Origin of the sequence: Flavobacterium sp. P21, from assembly GCF_050632225.1 — a bacterium.
Lineage (GTDB): Bacteria > Bacteroidota > Bacteroidia > Flavobacteriales > Flavobacteriaceae > Flavobacterium.
Genome location: NZ_CP192585.1, coordinates 2364807 through 2390705, shown reverse-complemented (window position 1 = coordinate 2390705; position 25899 = coordinate 2364807). Strand labels below are relative to the sequence as shown.

The following is a 25899-nucleotide window of genomic DNA, read 5'->3' as shown; positions in this document are numbered from 1 at the left end:
TTCATTAATAAAAATTCCGATATTATCAATTGCAAAAAATATCAAATAGCACGCAAACAGACGATTTGCTAATTTATTTTCGGTTTTTACTGTGAATAGAAAAAAGGCCAGCAATAAGGAAACAAAAACTGACATTCCGCTCAAAACACTTAAAAGACTGGCTATATTCATTATTTTTTCTGTTATTAAACAAATATACTATTTTAGTTTTTTAGCACGTTTCTTTTATTATGAAGCATTTCTATAAGCTGTCGGCGTTAAATTCGTGTGTTTTTTAAAAGAAGTATTAAAAGAAGATTTAGAGTTAAAACCAACTTCGTATAAAATTTCTAAAACAGTTAACTCTTTTTTCGAAGGATTTTTCAAAATATTCATCGCTTTTTGAATACGATATTCATTCACAAAATCAAAAAAATGCTGATTCATATGATGATTAATCAGAATTGATAAATCTCGAACCGGAATATCAATTTGATTCGCTAATTCCTGAATTGTAAGTGACGGATCTAGAAAAGGTTCTTTCTCTGTCATATATTTTTTTAATGCCGAAATTTGAGAAAGAATAGCTTCATCTTTATCAGCTACTGTTTCGGATATATTATTATTTTCTTTTGGAAGAAAGTCTTTAGTCAAAGTCAATTTGGAATTAATGCCTCTAAAAAGTTCCGGATGATTTAACGCTTTCATAACAAACCAGCAGATCACACATAACGCCATCACTACCATAAGAACATTCCCCCAAAGAAAATTATCTCTAGAAGTTGTGTAACGCATTAAGTTTTTTGTCGCCGTAATAGAATGCATAACTACAAAAACACAGGTCATCTGAAAAAGCCATTTATAGGTAGAAGTGCTTGGATTGGTATAGTTTTCAAGATAAATTCTTTTGTATTTTCTTAAAACTAAAAACATACCGACAATATAAAACCAATACTGAACTTCGATTAAAATCTGAAAAAAATAAATCTCAAACATTTCATTGAAATGATTTAAAACATATTGCTTTTCAGCTCCAGATTTCAAATAAATCCTCGGCATTAAAACAAAATTCATCACTACAAAAGGAAGCGTATATACTAAATGCTTCCATTTTAATCGAAAATCAGAATAACAAACTGCTAAGACATATAAATAAATCAAAGGCATTTCCAGCAAACAGATCGTACTTCTGAAAAACTCTATATTAACATATTTCAAAGGAAACGAATATGTCAAAAGTCCACTGAAATCAATGGCTGAAAAAATAATAAAACAAGCAAATAGTCTATTAGCTAATTTATTTTCCGTTTTTACCGTCAACAAAAAAATAGCTAGTAATAACGAAACAAAGACAGCAATACGGGCAACGCTATCCAAAAAAACTAATTTATCCATTCTTATTTTTTTATTTAACAAATATAATATTTTAGTTCATTTTTTGCAGATGTAAGAAAGGATTCGCAACATCGTCAACAAAACTTCAAATCTTTGTGAGTTTGTAATCTAAATTTCGGGATTCAGAGAAAAAATATTAATTTTGGCCAGTCTAAATAACGATAAAATGACATTTACAAAAACTACTGAACAAGCCTCAAAATACGAACATTTAGAGAAAATGTCTGTTCATGAATTGTTGTCGAATATTAATCAAGAAGATAAAACTGTCCCTTATGCAGTAGAAAAAGCTTTGCCACAAATTGAAGCTTTGATTCCGCAAATAGTTGAAAAATTGAAACTTGGTGGCAGATTGTTTTATATTGGAGCTGGAACTTCAGGCCGACTTGGTGTTGTTGATGCTTCAGAATGTCCTCCGACATTTGGTGTTCCTTTTGATTTAGTAAACGGAATTATTGCTGGTGGCGATACAGCCATAAGACGTGCAGTTGAAAATGCTGAAGACAGTACAACAAATGCTTGGATTGATCTTCAAAAATATAAAATCGATTCAAATGATGTTGTAATTGGTATTGCGGCATCTGGAACAACACCATATGTTATCAGTGGTTTAGAAACTTGTAATCAAAATAATATTGTTACAGGATGTATAACTTGTAATGCAGGAAGTCCGTTGGCATTAACAGCACAATTTCCTATTGAAGTAGTTGTCGGTCCAGAATTTATAACTGGAAGTTCTAGAATGAAAGCTGGGACTGCTCAAAAATTGGTCTTAAATATGATTTCGACTGTCGCGATGATTCAGCTAGGAAAAGTACGTGGAAACAAAATGGTCGATATGCAGTTGAGCAATGTAAAATTGGTTGATCGAGGCGTTAAAATGATTATGGAAGAAATTCCTGTTTCGTATGACGAAGCATCAGAATTATTAAAAAAATATGGCGGCTGTAAGAAATGCTGTTGACAATTACAATAAATAAAAAGGGTTTGTTTCAGATAATTTAACAACCTGAAACCTTAAACTTGAAACAAAGGCCATGGCAACAAACAAACAATTACTCGGAAAAGGAATCAAGTATTTAACAGGTGCACTTCCTCTAATGTTTATAGGGCCTACTTTGATTTACAATGCTTTTCAGAATCAGCATACCAACTGGCATTATCTGGTTTTAGGAGTGGGAATTGTGGCTTGCTTGAGTTCTATGTTTTTGATTTTTTATGGATTGAAAACGATTATGAAAGGCATATTTAATGATTAACAAATGAAATATTAAACCCGACAGAGATTAAAACCTGTCGGGTTTAAACTATAACTTTTATCCAAAAAATTCATGGAAAGTCTAATTCACATTCAGAAAACATTCGAAAAAGTTGTTTACATCGACAAAAAAATAAACAATCGAGAGTTTGAAGATTGTGTTTTTAAAAACTGTGACTTTTCTAACAGCAATTTTGCCTACAATACATTTTTAGATTGCGAATTTATCGACTGCAATCTCTCTATGACAAGTTTAGCAGGAACAAGCTTAAAAAATGTCACTTTCAGAAACTGCAAACTTTTAGGAATTGCTTTTAATGAATGTGATGATTTTTTATTTCAAGTTCATTTTGAAGAAAGTGTTTTGGATTACGCTTTGTTTTCGAACAAAAAAATGCCAAAAACAAAATTCATTAATTGTTCCGTACGCGAAGTTACTTTTATTGGAACTAATTTAACGAGTTCTCTATTTGACAATTGTGATCTTGACGGAGCTATTTTCAACGAAACACAATTAGCGGGAGTTAATTTTAGAACTGCTTACAATTATAAAATTGATCCTGAATTTAATCCAATGAAAAAAGCGCAATTTTCTAATGAGGGAATTGCTGGACTTTTAGATAAATATGACATCAAAATCGTTTAATTATGAGTGCCGATCAATCTTATTTGGAAAGTGTTAAAAAGCAATTTTTATATTATAAGATGCTTGGCGAAAAAGCAATCGATCAGCTAGAGCCAGCACAGCTTTTTGTTTCTTTTAATGACGATACCAATAGCATAGCTACAATTGTAAAACATATTTCTGGAAATATGCTTTCGCGCTGGACCGATTTTTTGACTTCTGATGGCGAAAAAGATTGGAGAAACCGTGATTCAGAATTTGAAAATGATTTACAATCTAAAGAAGAAGTGCTTGAAGTTTGGAACAAAGGCTGGAATTGTCTTGAAAATGCTCTGGAAAGTTTAAAACCTGATCAACTTTCGGATATCATTTACATCAGAAATGAAGGCCACACGGTTATTGAAGCCATAAATCGTCAACTGGCACATTATCCTTATCATGTTGGACAAATTGTTTTTTATGCTAAACAATTGAAAAACAGCGAATGGAACAGCTTGTCGATTCCGAAAAACAAATCAGGAAATTATAACGCTGAAAAGTTTGCCAAAGAAAAAGAAATCAAGAACTTTACCGATGATGAACTAAAAAGATTAAAATGATTGAATATTATGCAAATTTTGGCGGGACATGTTGGTGGATCTTAATTAAATTCTGCAAAACAAATTTAACCGAAGAACAGAGTTCCAAAAACAAAAAACGAAATTTACTTTTTATAGCTTTTATAACTCTTGTAATTTTCTTTTTATTCTTTAATTAAAAAAGCACTTTTGAAAACTGAAGCCCTAGCCCTGATGGAAGTGGCATCCTTTTGTGCCGGGGTTCGGCACAAAAGATACAGCGGACAGCAGGATTAGCTCCTAAAAAACAACTCAATTCAAAATGAAAAAAATTATATTCTTATTTCCTTTTCTGGCTTTAGTATCTTGTTATAATGCCGAACACAATTGCAAAGACTTCAAAACCGGAAAGTTCAAATTTGAAACCGAAGTCAACGGAGTAAAAAAACAACCTTCTTTGAACGAAAAGACAGTATTGAAATCGAAACTTTTGAAGGAAAGACAGATACCGCAACCATTCGCTGGGTAAGTGACTGCGAATATGTTCTGCAAAAAAACATCCAAAAAACATGGCTGAAGAAAAAGCAATAAGCATGAAAATTCTAACAACCGAAAAAGATTCTTATACTTTTGAATTTGGTCTGGTTGGTTCTGAAGAAAAGCGACGTGGAAAAGTTTATAAAGTCGATTAAATAATTAAGCTTTTTTCTGTCACAAAGGCACAAAGACACCAAGGATTTATTTCTTTGTGACTTTGTGCCTTTGAGGCAAATTATTATAATGTGTTTCTTTTACATTTCTATTTTAAATAGTATTTTAGGGCTTTAATCTAGCCACATGAAAAATACCATTTCGCAAAGAGTTGCCGACTTTTTAAAGAATTATCCGCCGTTTAATTTTTTGCATCAGAAGGATCTGGAAAAACTATCGGAACAAATTTCTATTATTTATAAAGAAAAAGATTCGGTCATTTTTGCTGAAAATGACAAAACGCACGATTCCTTTTATGTGGTTCATAAAGGCGCTGTGGCTTTGAAAAAAGTACTAAAAACACCGTTTTAGACATGTGCGATGAAGGCGATATTTTTGGGCTTCGCCCGCTTCTGGCGCAAGAAAACTATATTATGGAAGCAGTCGCTCATGAGGAAAGTATTTTATACGCCATTCCGATTGCGGTTTTTAAGCCTTATGCGTTGGAAAATAGAAATGTTGGTAATTTCTTGATCGAAAGTTATGCGTCGAATACCCGAAATCCATATTCTGACATTCATAAAGATAAATTATACGGTGATGATGATCAACTGAATGAAAATCTTCATTCCAGCAATCATTCTTTCGACTTAGCACCCATAAAATATTCTAAAAAAATTGTGACCTGCAGTCCGTCAACCACGGTTAAAGATGTTGCAAAAATTATGAATAAAAAGAAAGTTGGTGCCATTTTAATTGTAGATGAAATGTTGCCAATTGGCATTTTGACAGATAAAGATCTTAGAAATAAAATCGTTACAGGCGATTTTCCGATAACGACAACCGCCGAAACGATAATGACAAAACCTGTTATTACATATCCGAAAAAAATGACGGTTACGGAAGCCCAAATGGCAATGATGAAAAGCAATATCAGTCATCTATGCTTAACCAAAGACGGAACTGTAAATACTAAAGCTGTCGGGATTTTATCAAAACATGATGTTATGGTGGCACTCGGAAATAATCCAGCTGTCTTGATAAAAGCTTTAAAGCGAACCAAAAAAATCAAAGAAATAAAGCCTATTCGAAACCGAATCATGCAATTACTTCAAGGTTATTTAGATCAAAACATTCCAATGACTTTGATAACCAAAATAATTACTGAACTTAACGAAGCTTGTACAAATAGAGTAATTGAAATTTGTTTGGAAAAAATGAGCAGTCCGTCTCCAGTAAAATTTGCATGGTTGGCACTTGGAAGTCAAGGACGCGGTGAACAAATGCTTCATACTGATCAAGATAACGCGATTGTTTATGAAAATGTAAATGAGGTTTTTAGAGATGAAACCAAAATTTATTTCTTAAAATTTGCTCGTCTTGTAAATAAAGGCCTTTTCGATATTGGTTACGATTACTGTCCTGCCGACATGATGGCTTCTAGCCCAAAATGGTGTATGAGTTTAGATGAATGGAAAGCTCAAGTGCATCATTGGATTACAAATCCTGGAAAAAATGAAGTTTTGCTCTCGTTTATTTTCTTTGATTACAGCAAAACTTATGGTGATTCTGAAATCGTAAATCAGTTATCCGATTCTATTTTTGAAGATGTAAAAGCGAATCCGATTTTTTATATGCATTTAGTGAGTGGAGCTTTGCAAAGCCCTTCTCCAACAGGCTTTTTCAGGCAATTTCTGGTTGAACAAGATGGTGCAAATAAAGACAATTTTGATATTAAGCGAAGAGCTTTAATGCCTTTGACAGATGCGAGCACGTCTTTTAATCTTATCTCATTCGGTAAAAGGAATCAGCAATACCGCTGAACGTTTTGAAAAACTGGCCGAACTTGAACCTACAAATAGAGAATTGTATTTGTCATGTTCGTATTCGTTTAAAGCTTTATTGAAATTCAGAACCAAACAGGGATTACTGCATCATGATTCTGGTCAGTTTATCGAATTGGAATCTTTAACCAAAATGGAAAAAATCAAACTGAAACGCACTTTTAAAACTATAAAAGAGCTTCAGGAATTAATTTCGGTTCGTTTTAATATCTCAAATCTGGTATAATAATGAGTTTATTCAATTTTTGGAAGAAGGAAGAAAACATTCTATTCGATGAAAATATTACTATCGAAGAAACTCGTTTTGTGGTTTTAGATACCGAAACTACAGGATTTGATTACGATAATGATCGTATTTTGTGCATCGGCGCTCTTGTTTTACAAAATGGTGTAATTTCTCTTCAGGACAGTTTTGAAGTTTATGTCGAACAAGATCATTACGACAAATCGACTGCCCAAATTCATGGCATTTTAAAAGATTTGCTTGTTAAACGTCCAACTGAGCTAGAGGCTTTACAACATTTTTTGCACTTTTTAGGAAATTCTATAATCATTGCGCACCATACCATTTTTGATGTTACCATGATCAAGAGGGCTTTAGAACGAAATGGACTTCCGCAATTGACAAACAAAACTTTAGATACAGCTTATTTATACAAAAAGACTTTGATTCAGTCGCATTTATTTGAGCGAAAAGATCATTACACATTAGACGATTTAGCTGATAAATTTGATATTTCTAAAAAAGACCGTCATACTGCTTTGGGCGATGCTTACATTACTGCTATCGCATTTCTTAAAATTGTGAAGAAGTTGAAAGAGAAAAAAGAAATCAATTTGAATTCTCTTTTTAAATAGAAAAGACTTGATTTGCTATCAAGTCTTTTTCTGTTTCTTACTTATCTATAAATAAGCGATATGGATAAACATTTGAAGATTTATTTTTAAGGTTTTTCATAAAACTATCACATAAATAACTCCACTCAGAATCTGATAAATATTGTTTTTCTTCAAGTTTTGTCTTGATAAAAATATCAACCGTTCGGCTAAAACCTGCTTTTACGGAGATTTCTTTTCGTGTTCCTTTTTCGATTCTGATATCTTGAATTGAACTTTTAAAATGATTAAATCCAAAAGCTTTGATATCAGCAAAAGTCACAATTCTTCCGCGTGTCAGCAAGGCATTTCTATAAGCCAGTATTCGATCTTTGTTAGTTTGTTTATTTAAGCCTCCAACTGTATTAGTCATAAGAGTTGTTGACTGACTTACAAAAAACAAATCATCTTTACACTCCAGAACAGTTCCTGCCTTAATATCATTTGCTTCTTCTGCACATGTAGACCAATAACTAATCTTAAATGATTTTCCTATTGATTCATCAGCTTTAGGTTTAACCATTAAATAAGGATCATTATTTTTAGAAAAATTACTTTCTTTGGCTTGTTGCTCTACAGACGCCAGCAACTGGTTGATTTGAATTAACGAACTATTCATAAAGTCTTTTCCTAATCCTGCAAAAGATGAAGTTTCATCTTTTAATAAATCTAAAACATTTTGCAATAATTCAGAAGCAGTTCTAGAATCAAATCTCGAAACGCCTCCTGCCCTTAGTACTGCATTTCCTTCTTCTAAAATGCCTTCTTTAAACTCTTTTATTTCGTAATGCCTATTCAATCCATCTACAACGGTGTCTATATCAAGAAAAATATCATTCTTTGTGTCTAAAGCTATATAGGACAAAAAAGTATCTAACGTCTTGGTTAGATTATGTTTCTTTTTATTAATTACCGGAATACAGTTTACTGTAAAGGAAACGTTATCTATAATTTGAGGAACTAACGATTCTGGAAATACCATTTTTACCCAAATTACTGGTTTTTCGTTTTTATTCGATGTTTCTACAAAAGGCTTGTATTCAGCATTATATTCTTTTATGTTTTTGTATTTTAAAGTTCCTTTTAAAGTATAAAAATTATCAAAATAAAACTCATTCACTTCCTGCATTATACCACTAAGATTAGAATAATTATTATTGATAATCCCGTCAATATCAAGATTGTTCAGAGCAACATTATAACCTTCTCTTACTTCTATTTCCTTATCGTCAAGAAAGCATTTTATTTGTTTTAAATAATAATGAAACATTTCTTTCTGATGGGTATTTTTAATATCGATGTACAACATTAAATCTTCCGGCTCTGATAGCTCGTCACTTAATTCAATTCCTAAAACAATCTCTCCAGATGGCAGAGTATGATTATAATCTCGAACAATATCTTTATAAAAAAGATTAGAGATTTGATATAGATTTCTTTCGTAAGCAATATATTTAATTTCGCAGGCTGACAGCTTTACTTCGAGAGTTGGAGCAAATGCAATATCTTTTGTAATTGGTGCCAGCGGATTGTAAATATTATGAATCCTTCTGCTTACTGTCATTTGATTTTGCAGAGAAACTTTGATATTATTTTCTATTGGCAATACATGCATAATCGCTCTTGCAGGTTTTGCTCCAGATGTAACTTCGGGAAACATAATTTCTAAAACCCTTTCGACTACACGAGTTTTAGAATCTTCGAGTTCGTGAGCTACTTTTTCTAATTCATATGATAATGCGTTTAACATCATCGATACTACTGGATCGAAGGATGTTTCCATTTCAATGGTGCTCCTCCAGGCTACGTGGGTTATGAAGAAGGAGGTTTATTAGTAAACAAAATCAGACAAAAACCATACTCTATTGTTTTATTTGACGAAATTGAAAAAGCGCATCCTTCGGTTTTTGATGTTTTTCTTCAAATAATGGACGAAGGAAAACTGCACGATCGCTTAGGAAAAGAAGGTGATTTCTCAAATGCTATTATTCTTTTTACTTCAAATATTGGTGCAGATCATATTGTGAATACTTTTAATAATGGTGAAACACCAAGTTCAACTTCGTTAATGGAAATAATGACAAATTATTTCAGACCTGAATTTTTAGGCCGATTGACTGAAATTATTCCTTTTGCCCCTATTAGTAAAGAGAATTCCTTAAAAATATTTGAGATTCATCTTAAAAAAGAATTCATGGATTTACTGAAAAATATCAATATTACAGTTCATCTTCCGATGGAAGCAAAACTTTATCTTGCTGAAAATGGATACAATGCTAAGTATGGGGCCAGACCAATAAAAAGCATTATTAGAAGTCATTTGAGAAGACCTTTGGCTAAGAAAATAATATCTGGAGAAGTAAAAGATGGAGATACAATTTCTGTTCTTATTGAAAATAATGAGGTAAAATGGATTAAAGAAGAAATTCTTTCTTCACTTGATTAGTTTTAAGCATAAAAAAACGCTAGGAAATCAAATTCTTAGCGTTTTTATTTTTTATTCTAGAACCAAACCTATCTGGCCGTCGTCATCTAATTCTGTTTCTACAGGATCATCTTCTGAAATTTCCGGTTTTTCAGGAACTTCTTCCACTGGCTCTTCGTAAGGAAGCGGGTCTAATAAATTAACCTGTCTTAATTTGTCAGTGGTTAATTGGTTTCCTAAAGCTTTGAAACCTTTTACAGCTATAAAGTCTTCTACATCGATATGTAAATCGTCCTTTTGAACTCCTTTTACTTTGGCAAAAACCAATTGTGCTACCGGACGATAATCAGTCGATACAATCTCTAATTGCGAATTCGGGTGGTCAGTAATAAAGGTTTCTTCTTTTCCTTCGTTTTCTACAAGGAAACGCTTCAAGAAATAACGTTCTTTTTCTCCATCGTAATAAATCGCAGAAATTGGTTTTTTAGGTTTCCATTTTTCCAAAACAATCATATCTTCATCGAAATGAGTTGATAATTCTGGAATAATTACTTTCAATTTTCCTGACTGACTAATTACTAAGATTTTGTCTGTTGGTTTAAACTCTCCTAAAAGTTCTCCTCTTGCATCAACATTTAAACGTTTTACAGTATCATCAAACCAAACTTTTCTTGGCAGTAAAGTAGAAATACCTTTTTCTTTTAATTCGATTTTCTTGATTGGATATTTAGTTACTAAATTTCCTTTTGAGCCACGTCCTTTAATGGCTAATTTAGCAAAATCAATATCGAATTTCAGTTTTTTAATCGTTCCAACTTGGCGCAATAAAATAGTCACAACCTCAGCTTCTCCATTTGGATTATGTGAAAAATAAACTACCTGAGAACCGTTTGTACCGTTTGTTAAATCGTAAGCTTTATCACGTGTCACACCAGTAACATTAAAACGCTTTATGTAAGACGGACCTGATTTTCCATCACGGTACATCATATTATAAATAGTGCGTTTATCATTTTTATCAAAAACGGCGCTGTGTATAATATCTTTTCCTATGAAAGTTTTGGCGTCTACTTTTGTAATCATTAAAGTCCCATCTCGCAAAAACACAATAACATCATCAATATCAGAACAATCGCCTACATATTCATCTTTCTTTAAACTCGTCCCTACGAAACCTTCTTCGCGGTTTACGTAAAGTTTTGTGTTACGTAAAACTACTTTTGTTGCTTCTACATTATCAAATACGCGAAGTTCTGTCTGGCGTTCGCGTCCTTTTCCGTATTTCTCTTTTAATTTGGTAAAGTAAGCAATTGCAAAATCTGTTAAGTGTTCCAGATTATGCTCTACTTCTTTCATTTCGTCTTCTAACTTAGCGATTAAATCATCAGCTTTATCAGAGTCGAAACGTGTAATACGAATCATTGGAATTTGAGTCAGTCTTTGTAAATCGTCGTCATTAATTTCTCTGACAAATGATTTTTTGAAAGGCTCAAAACGATCATATAAATATTTGTAAAGTGATTCTCTGTCACCGTACAATTTAAAGTCGATATACATTTCTTCACGAATGAAGATTTTTTCCAAAGTAGAAAAGTGCCACTTATTTTTTAATTCTTCTAATTGAATTTCAAGCTCTTGCTTAAGTAAATCAACAGTCCTTTGTGTTGAGATTTTCAACATTTGTGAAACCCCAATAAACAACGGTTTATTGTCTTCGATAACACAACCTAAAGGTGCAACAGAAGTTTCACAAGCTGTAAACGCAAACAAAGCATCAATCGTTTTGTCTGGCGAAACGCCTGGGAAAAGATGAATTAAAATTTCAACATCAGCGACAGTATTGTCTTCAATTTTCTTGATTTTGATTTTACCTTTTTCATTGGCTTTCAAAATACTATCAATCAAACTCGATGTATTGGTAGAAAACGGAATCTGTGTAATCACCAATGTATTTTTGTCTAACTGCGAAATTTTAGCACGCACACGAACGCGACCACCACGCATTCCGTCATTGTAGTTGGAAACGTCGGCGATACCTTGCGTCATAAAATCAGGATAAAGCGTAAACGGCTTTCCTTTTAAGATTTTAATCGAAGCGTCAATTAATTCATTGAAGTTATGAGGAAGTACTTTCGTTGAAAGTCCAACTGCAATACCTTCTGCACCTTGCGCTAAAAGCAAAGGGAATTTTACCGGAAGATTAATCGGTTCGGCTTTTCTACCGTCATACGATAATCCCCATTCTGTGATTTTCGGAGAATATAAAACCTCCAAAGCAAATTTTGATAAACGTGCCTCAATATAACGGGGCGCCGCCGCACCATCTCCTGTTAAGATATTTCCCCAGTTTCCTTGGCAGTCAATCAATAAATCTTTTTGGCCAATTTGTACCATCGCGTCACCAATACTCGCATCTCCGTGTGGGTGATATTGCATGGTGTGACCAACAACATTGGCAACTTTATTATAACGACCATCATCCAGCTCTTTTAAAGAGTGCATAATACGACGCTGAACAGGCTTGAATCCGTCCTCGATAGCAGGAACCGCACGTTCCAGAATTACGTACGAAGCATAATCCAAGAACCAATCTTTGTACATTCCGGTTACTTTCGTAATAACGTCTTCGCCTTCTTCTTCCTGATTTTCGTAAAAATGTGCTCCTTCAAAGTGTTTTTCTTCACTATCAATCACATCATCATCGCCATCTTGAATGTTATCTAGATTTTCATCTTGATTATTCTCGTCGTCGTTTGGAATTATGTTATCGTCTTCTTCGTCTTTCATTTTTATGCTGAATTTATTTCAGTACTTTATTGTTTATTTTTTTTCGTTTTCAAACTATCCAAAAACAATCTTTCTTTTTCTTCCTTTTCTTTTGAATCAACAAAATATTTGATTCCGGCTCTTTTGAAAAAATCTTTAACATCATCTTTACAATAATCCCAATTTTCTCTAAGATTATTAGAAGATTCAGAAGTTCCGCATTCAAAACACAGCTCAATATGCCCTATAATTCTATTCTCATTATTATAAAAAAGAATTAAATTTCTTGGTATATAACAACTAGAATTAGGTGCAACATCGCCTTCAACTTTACAATGAATCTTTATTAAATCAAATAATTCATTAATTTGAGTTTCCTTCAATAATGTAACTTTTTCATTAATCATTGAAGTATCAAAATCGATCTTATTATTTATAATAATTTCTTTATGCCTTAATGTATCCCAAGCTAATCGGTCTGGATAAGAGAATATTTCAATCTTTTTAATTGATTCTTTCTCTAAATCAAAAGCATCAGAATAGTCAAGATTTTTTCTCCATCAAAAGCTTTATTTTTATTACAGGAAACTATAATTGTCCCCAAGATAATTGATAAAACTAAATGTATATTAAGCCTCCTCAAGCTCATCAATCTCTACCTTCAAGTTTTTGATAATAAACTCTTGTCTGTCTGGCGTATTTTTACCCATATAAAAAGACAACAACTGCTCTATAGAAGTATGTTTATCCATCATAACCGGATCAAGGCGAATCGTGTCTCCAATAAAGTTTTTAAACTCATCTGGCGAAATCTCTCCCAAACCTTTAAATCGGGTGATTTCTGGTTTTGGTTTTAGTTTTTCGATGGCGTCTTTTCTTTCTTCTTCAGAATAACAATAAATTGTTTCCTTTTTGTTTCGAACTCTGAAAAGTGGTGTTTGTAAAATATACAAATGGCCTTCTTTGATTAATTCTGGGAAAAACTGCAAAAAGAACGTAATTAAAAGCAAACGAATATGCATTCCGTCGACATCGGCATCGGTTGCGATTACAATGTTGTTGTAACGTAATTTTTCTAATCCGTCTTCAATATCTAAAGTCGCTTGAAGTAAGTTGAATTCTTCGTTTTCATACACGATTTTTTTGTCATTCCGTATGAATTCAAAGGTTTACCACGTAAACTAAAAACGGCTTGTGTATTTACGTCACGCGACTTTGTAATCGATCCAGAAGCCGAATCTCCCTCGGTAATAAATAGCGTGCTTTCTAAATTTCTTGGGTTTTTTGTATCTGGAAGATGCGCTCGGCAATCTCTTAATTTTTTATTGTGCAGATTGGCTTTTTTAGCACGATCTGTCGCCAGTTTTCTAATTCCTGATAATTCTTTTCTTTCGCGTTCTGCCTGAAGAATTTTACGCAATAAAGCTTCGGCTGTTGGCGGATTTTTATGCAGATAATTGTCTAGTTTCGTTTTGATAAAATCGTTAACGAAAGTACGAACAGAAACTGCAGGCGTTCCATCATCAGAACCCATATCAGTAGAACCTAATTTGGTTTTGGTCTGAGACTCAAAAACCGGTTCCATTACTTTAATACTAATCGCACTTACAATCGATTTACGAACGTCTGATGCTTCGAAATTCTTATTGTAAAACTCACGAATTGTTTTTACAACAGCCTCACGATACGCCGCTAAGTGCGTTCCTCCTTGCGTTGTATTCTGACCGTTTACGAAAGAGTGATATTCTTCACTGTATTGGGTTTTACTATGTGTCAGTGCAACCTCAATATCGTGGTCTTTTAAATGGATAATTGGATATTCTAAATCTTCTTCGTTGATCGTTTCTTCTAACAAATCACGAAGTCCGTTTTCTGAATAATATTTTTCTCCGTTGAAAATAATCGTCAAACCATTGTTCAAATAACAATAGTTTTTGACCATTTTCACTACATATTCCATACGGAATTTATAGTTTTTGAAAATCGTTTCGTCTGGAGTAAAGATTACTTTTGTTCCTTTACGTTTGGTCGTATCTATTACATCTTCTTCTAAAACTAAATTTCCTGCCGAAAATTCTGCTCCTTTTTGTTTGTCATCACGAACAGATTCTACGCGAAAAAAGTAGAAAGTGCGTTCACCGCCTTTGTTCCGACACCGTTCAAACCAACTGACTTCTGGAAAGCTTTAGAATCATACTTTCCTCCAGTATTCATTTTCGAAACTACATCGACCACTTTTCCTAACGGAATTCCACGTCCATAATCACGAACAGAAACTGTTTTGTCTTTAATACTTACTTCGATAGTTTTACCGGCACCCATAACGAATTCATCGATACAGTTGTCTAAAACCTCTTTCAAAAGAATGTAAATACCATCATCCGGTGATGATCCGTCCCCTAATTTCCCGATGTACATACCCGGACGCATACGAATATGTTCCTTCCAATCGAGTGAACGAATATTATCTTCGTTGTATTGATTTTGCTCTAGCATAAATGAATTTAGGATTTTTGGCTAATGTACCATTTATCAACAAAAAATGAAAGCGTATTTCTTTTTTGTTATGAATAATAACAGTTCAAAATCTATTTTAAATTGATTTTGAACTAAAATGGCCTTTAAAAATATAAAAAAACTGCTTTTTCAGCAAAAAAACTATTTGATTCCGAGTACTTCTTTTGCGAGCGCAATCATTTCGGGTGTTCCCGTATTTTTATTTTTTTCGTCAGAAAGCTTTACAACGCCTTGCCAATGTGTATTGTTGGGTTTTGTTTCAGTTAGCTTTATAACCATATTCATCGCTGGCAAACCGACATCGTTTGTGAAATTTGTTCCGATTCCGAAAGACATTTTTATTTTGTCTTGGCAGAAATCCACAATCGTTTTTACTTTGTCGTAATTAAGTGAATCTGAGAAAACGATTACTTTTGATTTTGGCTCAATTCCCATTTTTATATAATGAGAAATCACTTTTTTAGCAAATTCTATAGGATCTCCACTATCATGTCGAACGCCGTCAAAAAGTTTGGAGTATTTTTTATCAAACTGATTGAAGAATATTTCGGTAGTATAGGTATCTGTTAACGCAATTCCGAGATCTCCTCCGTAAACATTTGTCCAGTTTTCAAGACTTGTAAAATTCGCTACCTGAAAACCATATTGCGCGGCATGAAACATAAACCATTCGTGTGCATGCGTGCCTAAAGGCCTTCTATTGTTGACCATCGCAAAATGCACATTACTGGTTCCAATGAAACTCTGTCCTCCATAAGTTTGCAAAGTTTCATTTACCAGTTCGTGGACATCATAGGAATGACGTCTTCTTGTTCCAAACTCTAAAATAGAAACGCCAAGTTTATTGTATTTATCAATTTTTTCTTTGGTCAGGTCTTTAATGGCTTCATCATTCAAACGAATTAAATGATTGGATTTATAAAAAAGTTCCGAAATCAAGGCCATTAAAGGTACTTCCCACAAAATTGTTCTGTACCAAAATCCTTCAACAGTAACTTTTATCTCTGAGCCTTCCTGACTAATTTGTACTTCAGACGGATCATAACTATAACCTTGCAGAAAATCCAAGTAAGTTGGGTCAAGATAAGGGCAATAATGCGCCAGATAACTCTTTTCTTCCTTCGTCAAGCGAAGATCTGCCATTGCATCTACAGACTTTCTAAGCAAATCAGCAAAACCATCAGGAAAAATATGCTTTCCACGATTTATAAATCCATAACGAACCTTTGCCTTTGGAAAAAGCCTGATTACGGCATGTTGCATCGTAAATTTATAGAAATCATTGTCTAAGATTGATTTCAGAAAAGTTGTTTCCATAGCATTCAAATTCATTTCATTCTTGCTAAGATACGGCTATTTCGTAAAAGAATAAAATGTAATAAAAGACTTGGCTATGAATTATTCGAAACAATTTTAAAAGAAACAATACTATTTGTATTGGCATAAATCGTAATATATTCTCCCACATTACTATCAATCAAAATCTGAAACTCCAAACCTCCCCTTTTTTCTTTTGCATTTTGGATTTTTACAGGCTGATTTCTTTTATTCAAATAAAAAACCTGATCTGATTTTGAAAGATTTTTGATTTCAAAAGTGATTTTATCTCCTTTCCTTGCTTCAATAATTCCAGATTCGGGCGTTTTGATTTGATAATCTTCTTCAATGGTTTTATTGTAAATCAAAGGTCCGTTCAGGAAATCATCTTTACTTAATCTATCGCCTAAAAAAGTTCCTGAATCCGGAAAATGTTTCGCAAAGAAATAATCTGGATCTGTGTCAAAATAAGCGGGATTAAAATCATTGACCATTCTACCTTTACTGCTGTCATAATAGCCTTGACCCCAAGTCACATCAACCAAACGCCATTTTTTATCGATCAAGACCATATTCCATGCATGATTGGATGAAGTCGTTTTTCTTCCGATATCTCTCAATGAAATTTTAGAATCTCCGCGAATGATTTCACATTTAATCCCCATTTCAGTAGCCAAATGCTGATATAAGGCTGTAAAACCTTCACAAACGGCTTTTTGAGATTTAAAAGTTTTCTGAATCAGATTGTCATTAATCTGTTTAATTTTTCGTTGCTTTTCAGCCTCGGAAGAATAACTGAAACCTTGTGTTCTGGGCGGATTCAAAAAAGTATTAAAGTCATATTTTACATTAAATGCAATCCAGCTGTAAATGGCGCGCGCGCGATCATAATCCGAATCAAAATCTTTTTCGATTCTGTCGGCTAATTTTTCAGTGCTAGCAAAACTTTTAGGGTATTTTGCAACAATTTTATCAACTTCGCTTACTTTTTGTGCAGAAGCGAAATTGAAAAAAATAATATGAAGCAAAAGGAATAAAAATGAAATCTTTTTTTGTGGCATTTAAAAATTTGATTTGATAATATTTTTCAGTTCATTGTCTAACTCGACATTAGAAATTTTATTATCATTCAAATCAAAATTCGCGCCAAATGATGGCAAAGAGAAACTTCCTTTTATTTCGGCGCCATAACGTGGGAAAAGATTCTGTGCAATTCCTAAAACTGATGCGCCTCCTCTGCCTCCTGGCGAAGTTGCCAATAATAACATTGGTTTGTGTTGAAAAACATCTTTTTCGATGCGAGAACTCCAATCGAAAACATTTTTGAAAGCAACAGAATAGTTTCCGTTATTTTCTGCCATTGAAACCACCAAAACATCAGCCTCTTTTAATTTGTTTAAGAATGCCTGTGCAACTTTATGTTGACCAACTTCTTTTTCAAGATCCACACTAAATACAGGCATTGCAAAATCATTCAGGTCTAAAACTTCGACATCTGCATTTTCAAACAAACTAGATGCATAAGTCGCTAGACGTTTGTTGATTGATTGTGTACTGTTGCTTCCTCCAAAGGCTATTATTTTCATATTTGTGGTATTTGGTTTATTCAGGTTCAATTTCAAAAACTTCTTTTTGTATTTCTACAGAATAATCATTTGGCGAAATACTTCCTCCGAAAGCTTTTGCATAGACTTTAGTAAATTCAGCTCCAAAGTACAAAATAATAGCCGAATAATAAACCCAGACTAATATTATAACGACAGAACCCGCCGCACCATAAACACTTGCAATAGTTGAATTTCCTAAATAAAGTCCGATGGCAAATTTACCTATCATAAATAAAATTGCCGTACAAGAAGCTCCAATAAAAGCATCTTTCCATTTGATCACTCCGTCAGGTAAAGTTCGGAATATAATTGCGAAAAGCAATGTGATGCTGGCAAAAACAATTACCAAATTAACCACATAAAAAAGTAAACCGTAGTATCTGGAAAATAAAGTTTCAGACGGGCATTTAAAACGTCTAAAGTAGCGTTGACCATTAAACTGACCAACATCAAGAATCCAACCGAAACTATCATTGAAAACGACATAATTCTGTTTTGGATAAATTTTCGCAAGCCTCTATTGGGTTTGGCCCGCAATCCCCAAATATAATTAATGGAACTTTGGATTTCTGCAAAAACTCCAGACGCCCCAATTAGCAACATTACAACCCCAAAAATGGTTACAAACACATTGCTGTCTGACAATTGAACATTTTTTATTGCCTCCTGAATTTGTACCGCCGCATTATTCCCCACCAACCTATTTATTTGGCCGTATAACTGGCCTGTGACTGCCTCTTCCCCAAAAAAGACGCCACAAATAGTAATTATAATTATCAATAAAGGAGGCAATGCAAAAATGGTATAATAGGATAATGCTCGCGCTTAACTTAATGGCATTATCGTCGTTGAATTCTAAAAATGTCGTCTTTAATAAATACCAAGTTTTTGAAAAGATATTATGCTTTTTCATTTGCTGATTGTTTGATATTTATTTCAAATGTAAGCATTACGAAAAATTCTCTAGTTCTTGGATTTTGGTGGAATTTTATATTATTACCATGTTTATTTAGACACTTTTTTAAATTCTTGATCGTATCCCAAATTTTTAATTTTAAAAATCTTTTTAAATTCACTTCTTGCTGGTTTCATCAAATACGAAATAGAATCAAGCTTTTTTGCTTTTATCTTAGTTACTGAATCTAGCTTTTTTAAGTCTTTTAGGTCATATAGATTCTTAAATTTAAGAATGTTTTTGTCGAATGAAACAAATCTAACCTTCCAAAATATGGAATCTTTTTTGCTTAAAATCAATTGTCCGTCAATACGCTTTGCTTTTTCATAAAGAGAAAACCTAAAGAGCGTATCAATATTTTTTTGAATCAATTCGATTGAGTCGCCTTTTGGTATCATATCATAAGTATATCTTGTCTCTTTTACTACTAATTTGCCATCAACAATATCACATTCAGCCTTTAGTGAATCTAATTTAAGCTTATGAATTTTGAACTTCCAAAAATATTCTTCTAGAATTCTGTCTTCTTCAATTCTTATAAAGGTTGAATCGTTATTGACGTACAATCCTCTAAATTTATTCGGAAAATGGTCTAACTCAGAATCATTGTCAGGCTGTGGTTTTTCAAAATAAAAAGTGGCGCATCCTTCCACACATTCTGCCGGCGCATCTGCTTTCTTACAGGAAATGCTTACTGCTAGTATTGCTATAATTAAAACTATCTTTTTCATAGCAAGATTATTTATAATGACAGAAAATCCCCTTATCATAAACCGTCCACAAGCTCGCCTTTTGGTTCGCCTCTTTTAAAGCATTATTCGCCCAAGTATTGCAGGTATTAAAAAGGCTGTAACTTCCTTTTGCTTCATAAAAAGCATCTTTTTTCCGTAACTATGACCTTCAATCCATTGTGGGTGAATTGGATCGGTAAAACTATTAGAGATGTAATTGACTAAATTTTGATAATTTTCTTTTGAAATCAAAATACGTTTACAATCATCGCCTTCTCTTAATTGTTTAAAAAATGTGGTATGCATTGCAGAAGAACTTACTCCAAAAGCCGCTTTTAATGCTGTACTAGCTTTTAAGTCTGACCATTCCGGCGTATCGAGATAAAAACCTTTATCACCCCACCCGAAACCAATATAATTCATCAATGAATCTTTTGATTGTGTCTGGCTGAACTGGATTTCATTTCGCCAATCTTTGATTTCGTTTTTTACGGGAACAACAATATCTGTATGAACGCCATTGGAAAGAATGTAAATTGGAATTGCATTTTGTCCTTCGACTTTTGCAACATCTGAATTAACCGTTATTTTCGAAATAATTAAGACTGAAGAAATGTACAAAGCAATAAAAGTGAAAATTCCGAAAAGTGTCCAGCCCAGAAATTTGAATGATTTTTTTAGCATTTTGATTGGTTGATTTTTAGATTAGTAATTGGTTAATTTTTCTGTAACCAATTTTTGAGCCAAAAATTTTTAAAGCTGAAATTTATCTCTCGCAGATTTTGCAGATCAAGCAGATTTATTCTCATTTTTTTGCGATCCTGAGCGAAGTCGAAGAAGACTCAAGAAGCTCCATAAAGAAAATCGCCAATCTGTGCGCGGGCTTCATCTTCGCTCAGCCTGACAAACAAAATCTTAAGTTATAGACATAAAAAAAACTGCTGAATCTCTCCAGCAGTTTTTTAGTCTATTTTCTTTGTTCTTTCTTCTATTATCTAAAAAAGATTAAACGTTGAAACGGAAGTGCATTACATCACCATCTTTTACGATATACTCTTTCCCTTCAACTCTGAATTTTCCAGCTTCTTTTGCTTTTGCTTCAGAACCGTATTGAACATAATCATCATATGAAATTACCTCAGCACGGATAAATCCTTTTTCAAAATCAGTGTGGATAACTCCTGCCGCTTGTGGCGCAGTTGCTCCAATATTGATTGTCCAAGCACGAACTTCTTTTACACCAGCTGTAAAATAAGTCTGTTGTTTTAATAATTTGTAAGCCGCACGAATCAAAACAGATGCTCCTGGCTCTTCTAATCCCATATCTTCAAGGAAAACCTGACGCTCTTCGTAGCTTTCTAATTCTGTAATATCAGCTTCTGCTCCAACTGAAAGCACAATTACTTCAGCATCTTCGTCTTTTACTAATTCACGAACTTGATCTACATATTTGTTTCCGCTAACTGCTGAACTTTCGTCAACGTTACAAACATATAAAACTGGTTTTGCCGTAATTAACTGGAAGCTTTCCATAAGAACTTCTTCGTCATTATTTTGAGGAACAATTGTTCTTGCAGATTTTGCCTGCAATAAAGCTTCTCTAATTCTGTTTAATAAAGCTTCTTCAGTTTGCGCTTCTTTATTTCCTGTTTTTGCAAGACGTTTTACTTTTTCTAAACGTTTATCGATTGTTTCCAAATCTTTTAACTGCAATTCGATATCGATCGTTTCTTTGTCACGAATTGGATTTACATTTCCGTCAACGTGAACAATATTATCATTGTCAAAACAACGCAAAACGTGAATAATAGCATTACACTCTCTAATGTTTCCTAAAAACTGGTTTCCAAGACCTTCTCCTTTACTTGCACCTTTTACTAAACCTGCAATATCTACGATATCTACAGTTGCCATTTGTACACGCTCTGGTTTTACTAATTCTTCTAACTTATTGATTCTTGGATCTGGAACGTTTACAACACCAATATTTGGCTCGATTGTACAAAACGGAAAGTTAGCACTCTGCGCTTTTGCATTAGATAAACAATTAAATAATGTTGATTTTCCAACATTTGGCAATCCTACAATTCCTGCTTTCATCTGTTTGTTTCTATATTATTTATTCGACCTTTAATTTTTAGGTCTAAACATTAAATATTGTGCTTTAATGTTTTGCGTTTTAAATATTCTTTTCTGATTTCTGCCAAAATCATATTTTTTGGCTTTAAAATTTTGCAAATATAAGATTTAATAGCTCTTGCACGAACTAAAAATGTTCATTAATACAATTTTAAAGCAAATCTTGAAAATTTTTAAACATATTACTAAATTTTTGTTAAAAAATACTACTTTTATAAACCAAACCAATAAAAAACAAACCAAAAAACCAAACCCACATGAAAAGAATAGTTTTTATATTATTTCTGCTGAATACAGCATTTCTTTTTGCCCAAAAAGAAGTCTCAGGTGTCGTAAAAGACAAAACTGGCACACCCCTACCCGGCGTAAACGTTGTCGAAAAAGGAACTTCAAATGGCGTTTCAACTGATTTTGAAGGAGCCTACAAAATCAAAGTCAAAGATGGCGCCACATTAATTTTTAGCTATGTTGGCTTTTCAACAGTTGAAAAATCAGCCTCAAGCGATAAAATAGATGTCAATTTAAGCGAAAGCGATGGCCAAGTTTTAAATGATGTTGTTGTCGTGGGTTCGAGAAGCACCAAAAGAACCGTTGTAAATTCGGCAGTTCCTATTGATGTAATTAATGTAAAAGATGTTACTACACAAAGTGGTAAAATCGAAATCAACCAACTTTTACAATATGTTGCTCCTTCGTTTAACGCAAACAAACAATCTGGTTCTGACGGAGCAGACCACGTTGATCCTGCGTCTTTAAGAGGTATGGGACCTGACCAAACCTTAGTTTTGATTAACGGAAAAAGAAGACACCAATCGTCATTAATCAATTTATTTGGTACTCGCGGACGCGGGAACACAGGAACAGATTTAAATGCGATTCCTGCGGCTTCTATCAAAAGAATTGAGATTTTGCGCGACGGAGCGGCGGCACAATATGGTTCTGATGCGATTGCGGGAGTTATTAATATCATAACAAATGACAATGTAGATGAACTTACAGGATCTGTAACATATGGTGTTTTCAATACACATGCGAAAGGCGATTTTCTTCCGGGAACTCCAAACACAAAAGGTTTTAGATTAGATCAAGATGGAAATGGAAATTCATATGGAAAAGATCAGGATTTAGATGGTGGTTCTGTAAAAGTTGCGGCCAATTATGGAACAGGAATTGGAAGCAAAGGCGGTTACGTAAATATTACAGGTGAGTTTCTAAGCAAAAACAAAACATTAAGACCTGCCTACGATTTTAGAAAAGGTTTTGGTGATGCCGAAATGCAAGGCGTTAATTTATTCGCTAACTTGTCTATTCCAATTAGCGACAAAACTGAGTTTTATGCTTTTGGCGGAAGCAATTTCAGAGATACTGATGCTTATGCTTTTACTAGAAATGATGGCGAAAGAGTTGTTGAATCAGTTTATCCTGGCGGATATACTCCAAGAATCACATCAAAAATTAATGACAATTCTATTGCCGCGGGAATCAAAACAGAATCTTCTGGCGGATGGAAATTTGATTTGAGCAATACTTTTGGAAAGAATAAATTCCAATATGACATCAAAGGGACGATCAATGCTTCTCTTGAGGAAAAATCTCCTCATGAATTTGATGCCGGCGGACATAGTTTGCTTCAAAATACAACCAACTTTGATATTTCTAAAAACTACGATGATATCATGAGCGGATTCAATATTGCTTTTGGAACTGAATTCAGAGTAGAGCAATTTGAAATTTTTGCTGGCGAAGAAGGTTCATACGCAACTTATGATACTAACGGAAATGTTATTACGGATCCTACAACTCAAAGCCCTCCAATTGATCCAATTTCAGGCGAACCAAGACCTGGAGGTTCACAAGGTTTTCCTGGATACAGCCCTTTAAATACCGTAAATAAAGACAGAACAAACTTCTCGCTTTACACTGATGCCGAATTAGATGTTACAGAAGCTTGGATGGTTAGCGGTGCAGTTCGTTTTGAAAATTATAGCGATTTTGGAAGTACTATAAACGGAAAATTAGCTTCAAGATTAAAAATTACAGATCATATTAATGCTAGAGGATCTATCAGTACTGGTTTCCGCGCACCATCTTTAGCTCAAATTTATTACAATTTACATTTTACAAATTTTAATGCGCAAGGAGCACAAGAAGTTTTGCTTGCTCCAAATGACAGTCCTGTTACACGAGCGTTTGGAATTCAAAAATTAAATGAAGAAAAAGCAGTAAATGCTTCTTTAGGACTAACTGCAACATTTGGTGATTTTACAGCTACTGTTGATGGTTATTATATTAAAGTTAAAGATCGTATCGTACTAACAGGTTATTTTGACGCAAGCAATTTAAATCTTGGCGTTGATTCTGCTCAGTTCTTTGCTAACGGAGTTGACACAAGCACGCACGGTTTAGATTTGGTTTTCTCTTGGAAAAAAACGTATGATTTCGGACATATTGGTGCCACTTTAGTTGGAAATATCAATGACATGAAAATTGATAAAGTAAAAAATGGCGATTTAGATGAAGCGACTTTCTTTGGAAAACGTGAAAAAGCCTTTTTATTGGCTTCTGCGCCAGACAGCAAATTTGGCTTAAACCTTACGTATTCAAAAAACAAATTTGATGCAGGATTGGCTTTTACACGTTTCAGCAAAGTAGTTTTAGTTGATTATGCAGATGAAGATGACGTTTACAACCCTAGACTAGTAACTGATTTGACTGTAGGTTACCAATTGACTAAGAGTTTAAAATTAAGCCTTGGAAGCAACAACTTATTCAATGTTTATCCAACAAAACAAGATGAACAAGGAAATACAGAAGCTGGTGGTTATTGGGATGCCGTTCAAATGGGATTCAGCGGTGCTTATTACTACGCAAGACTTGGATTTAACTTCTAAAATATTTCAGAAAAAAGACTTCTCCCGAAGTCTCGGGATTGCTCAGCCTGACAATAAATACAAAATCCTGAACGATTGTTCAGGATTTTTTTATCAAAAATATCTCTCATTTTAAATTTTATAGCTTATAATCTAAACCCGCTATAATTGCTTTTTCTTCATCAGTCGCTACAAAACCCGAAATATCCCAATAATTGGTCATGATTTTATTCTTTTTATTGAAAAGCGTTTTCTCTTTAAAAACGTCACTCTCTTTATAAGTGAAATTTTGTCGGTTAAAATGTGTTGTTGTAAAACTGTTTCGAACCTCAATTTTCTTTATTTGTTCTTTCAAAACAAGATTATACGCAATTTCTTCATTCGAGCTTAACAAATAATAATTTTCGCCATCAATTCTGTAACTAACTTTGATATTAGACTTGGTTACATTTTTTGAGCCTGGTTTAGTCTGTTCTTCAATTTGCATAAGATTTCTTGGCTCAATCGTAATTGTATATTCGATAATCAGTTTTTTAACCGGATCATAAACAATTTCAAAAGTATCTAATGCTTTTTTTGATTTATCGAGAGGCGTAATTTTCAGTACATAATAATCTTTATTATTAGGATGCCCTGTGGTTGTAAAATCATATTCTTTTCTAGTTTTCGGATCTAGAACCTGATCAAAATATTTTAAATTCGAATAATTCTCCATGATATTATTCAAATTATATCCCTTCAAATCGGCACTGACATCAGTTTCTAACAAACCGTAGGATCTATTTTGCTCTACCAATAATGTGGTTGTTGATTTTTTTTGATTTACTGAAAACTGAAAATTTACAAGTCCGTCATTATAATAAGAGTACTTGTTATCGAGCATAAAAAACTCTCTTACATAGACTTTTAACCTATAAGACGATGCTAATTTTTTTCTGGAATTAGCCACAATTTTTTGAAAGATTTTTTGAGGATTTTCCTTTGAAACTACAATTTCATCCAGTTTATTATTGTTGTTCTTCAAATAGACCACAAACTTTTGATCATCTTTTAAAGAAACCCATCGAATATTTAAAGTTTCATAATCTGTTTGCGAAATTTCAATATTAGAACCTCCTGTAAGCATAAAGGTGACCTTACCCTCTTTATTGCTCAACAAAATTTGCTTCGTCTTCATAATAACTACTGTTGCATTTTCTATCGGCAATTGAGTTTCGATATCTTTTACAATAATAGAATATTCAGATTTTTGTGCAAAAGCTGTAATACTAAATAATACGATAAATAAACATACCAGTCTCCTCATAGGCTGTTTTTGGAATATTAACATCAAATTAACAAAATAAAT

General features: G+C 33.4%; 15 protein-coding genes and 7 pseudogenes. 9 read left to right on the top strand and 13 right to left on the bottom strand.

Features of this window, described 5'->3' with window-relative positions:
* Window positions 1-228 precede the first annotated feature (228 nt).
* Window positions 229-1374 (bottom strand): helix-turn-helix domain-containing protein, encoded by a 1146-nt coding sequence (locus ACQ9BO_RS11805; protein ID WP_431244852.1) that lies wholly within the window; start codon window positions 1372-1374, stop codon window positions 229-231.
* Window positions 1375-1540: 166 nt separating this feature from the next.
* Here ACQ9BO_RS11805 and murQ point away from each other — a divergent pair.
* From murQ to ACQ9BO_RS11770, 7 genes and pseudogenes are all read left to right on the top strand, one after another.
* Window positions 1541-2354 (top strand): annotated as a pseudogene (gene murQ, locus ACQ9BO_RS11800) (N-acetylmuramic acid 6-phosphate etherase).
* 57 nt (window positions 2355-2411) lie between these two features.
* Complete coding sequence (locus tag ACQ9BO_RS11795) at window positions 2412-2633, top strand: DUF6095 family protein (RefSeq protein ID WP_431244851.1); 222 nt, start codon at window positions 2412-2414, stop codon at window positions 2631-2633.
* A gap of 72 nt (window positions 2634-2705) precedes the next feature.
* Window positions 2706-3278, top strand: a complete 573-nt coding sequence (locus tag ACQ9BO_RS11790; RefSeq protein ID WP_431244850.1) for a pentapeptide repeat-containing protein — start codon at window positions 2706-2708, stop codon at window positions 3276-3278.
* 2 nt (window positions 3279-3280) lie between these two features.
* On the top strand, window positions 3281-3856 hold the full coding sequence (locus ACQ9BO_RS11785) for a DUF1572 family protein (RefSeq protein ID WP_431244849.1): 576 nt from the start codon (window positions 3281-3283) through the stop codon (window positions 3854-3856).
* A 280-nt stretch (window positions 3857-4136) separates the two neighbouring features.
* Window positions 4137-4506, top strand: a pseudogene (locus tag ACQ9BO_RS11780) (DNA topoisomerase IV).
* A gap of 145 nt (window positions 4507-4651) precedes the next feature.
* Window positions 4652-6574: pseudogene (locus tag ACQ9BO_RS11775) on the top strand (DUF294 nucleotidyltransferase-like domain-containing protein).
* A 2-nt stretch (window positions 6575-6576) separates the two neighbouring features.
* A complete protein-coding gene (locus tag ACQ9BO_RS11770) occupies window positions 6577-7206 on the top strand; it encodes a 3'-5' exonuclease (RefSeq protein ID WP_431244848.1) in 630 nt (209 codons plus the stop codon).
* 37 nt (window positions 7207-7243) lie between these two features.
* On the opposite strand, the gene ACQ9BO_RS11765 is transcribed toward ACQ9BO_RS11770, so the two are convergent.
* Window positions 7244-9007 (bottom strand): type VI secretion system baseplate subunit TssF, encoded by a 1764-nt coding sequence (locus ACQ9BO_RS11765; protein WP_431244847.1) that lies wholly within the window; start codon window positions 9005-9007, stop codon window positions 7244-7246.
* Window positions 9008-9013: 6 nt separating this feature from the next.
* On the opposite strand from ACQ9BO_RS11765, the pseudogene ACQ9BO_RS11760 reads away from it, so the two are divergent.
* Window positions 9014-9670, top strand: a pseudogene (locus ACQ9BO_RS11760) (AAA family ATPase); the annotation flags it as partial.
* Between the two features lie 51 nt (window positions 9671-9721).
* On the opposite strand, the gene ACQ9BO_RS11755 reads toward ACQ9BO_RS11760, so the two are convergent.
* The 10 genes and pseudogenes from ACQ9BO_RS11755 to ychF form a co-directional block, all read right to left on the bottom strand.
* Window positions 9722-12436: a DNA gyrase/topoisomerase IV subunit A gene (locus ACQ9BO_RS11755; protein ID WP_431244846.1), complete on the bottom strand. Its 2715-nt coding sequence runs from the start codon at window positions 12434-12436 to the stop codon at window positions 9722-9724.
* A 26-nt stretch (window positions 12437-12462) separates the two neighbouring features.
* Window positions 12463-12798, bottom strand: coding sequence for a hypothetical protein (locus tag ACQ9BO_RS11750; protein ID WP_431244845.1), 336 nt, complete (start codon window positions 12796-12798; stop codon window positions 12463-12465).
* Window positions 12799-13044: 246 nt separating this feature from the next.
* Window positions 13045-14911: pseudogene (locus tag ACQ9BO_RS11745) on the bottom strand (DNA topoisomerase IV subunit B).
* Window positions 14912-15073: 162 nt separating this feature from the next.
* Complete coding sequence (gene pncB / locus ACQ9BO_RS11740) at window positions 15074-16249, bottom strand: nicotinate phosphoribosyltransferase (RefSeq protein WP_431244844.1); 1176 nt, start codon at window positions 16247-16249, stop codon at window positions 15074-15076.
* A gap of 74 nt (window positions 16250-16323) precedes the next feature.
* Entirely contained in the window at window positions 16324-17310 is a 987-nt protein-coding gene (locus ACQ9BO_RS11735; protein WP_431244843.1) for a transglutaminase domain-containing protein, read from the bottom strand.
* Window positions 17311-17835 carry an NADPH-dependent FMN reductase gene (locus ACQ9BO_RS11730; RefSeq protein ID WP_431244842.1) on the bottom strand — a complete coding sequence of 175 codons (525 nt, stop codon included), beginning with the start codon at window positions 17833-17835 and terminating at the stop codon, window positions 17311-17313.
* A 16-nt stretch (window positions 17836-17851) separates the two neighbouring features.
* A pseudogene (locus ACQ9BO_RS11725) lies at window positions 17852-18636 on the bottom strand (YihY/virulence factor BrkB family protein).
* A 225-nt stretch (window positions 18637-18861) separates the two neighbouring features.
* Complete coding sequence (locus ACQ9BO_RS11720) at window positions 18862-19542, bottom strand: hypothetical protein (RefSeq protein WP_431244841.1); 681 nt, start codon at window positions 19540-19542, stop codon at window positions 18862-18864.
* 7 nt (window positions 19543-19549) lie between these two features.
* A pseudogene (locus ACQ9BO_RS11715) lies at window positions 19550-20226 on the bottom strand (TIGR02117 family protein).
* Window positions 20227-20547: 321 nt separating this feature from the next.
* Complete coding sequence (ychF, locus tag ACQ9BO_RS11710) at window positions 20548-21642, bottom strand: redox-regulated ATPase YchF (RefSeq protein WP_431244840.1); 1095 nt, start codon at window positions 21640-21642, stop codon at window positions 20548-20550.
* A gap of 296 nt (window positions 21643-21938) precedes the next feature.
* Here ychF and ACQ9BO_RS11705 point away from each other — a divergent pair, with 296 nt between their 5' ends.
* Entirely contained in the window at window positions 21939-24572 is a 2634-nt protein-coding gene (locus ACQ9BO_RS11705) for a TonB-dependent receptor (protein WP_431244839.1), read from the top strand.
* A 118-nt stretch (window positions 24573-24690) separates the two neighbouring features.
* On the opposite strand, the gene ACQ9BO_RS11700 is transcribed toward ACQ9BO_RS11705, so the two are convergent.
* Entirely contained in the window at window positions 24691-25857 is a 1167-nt protein-coding gene (locus tag ACQ9BO_RS11700) for a hypothetical protein (RefSeq protein WP_431244838.1), read from the bottom strand.
* Between the last annotated feature and the right edge of the window lie 42 nt (window positions 25858-25899).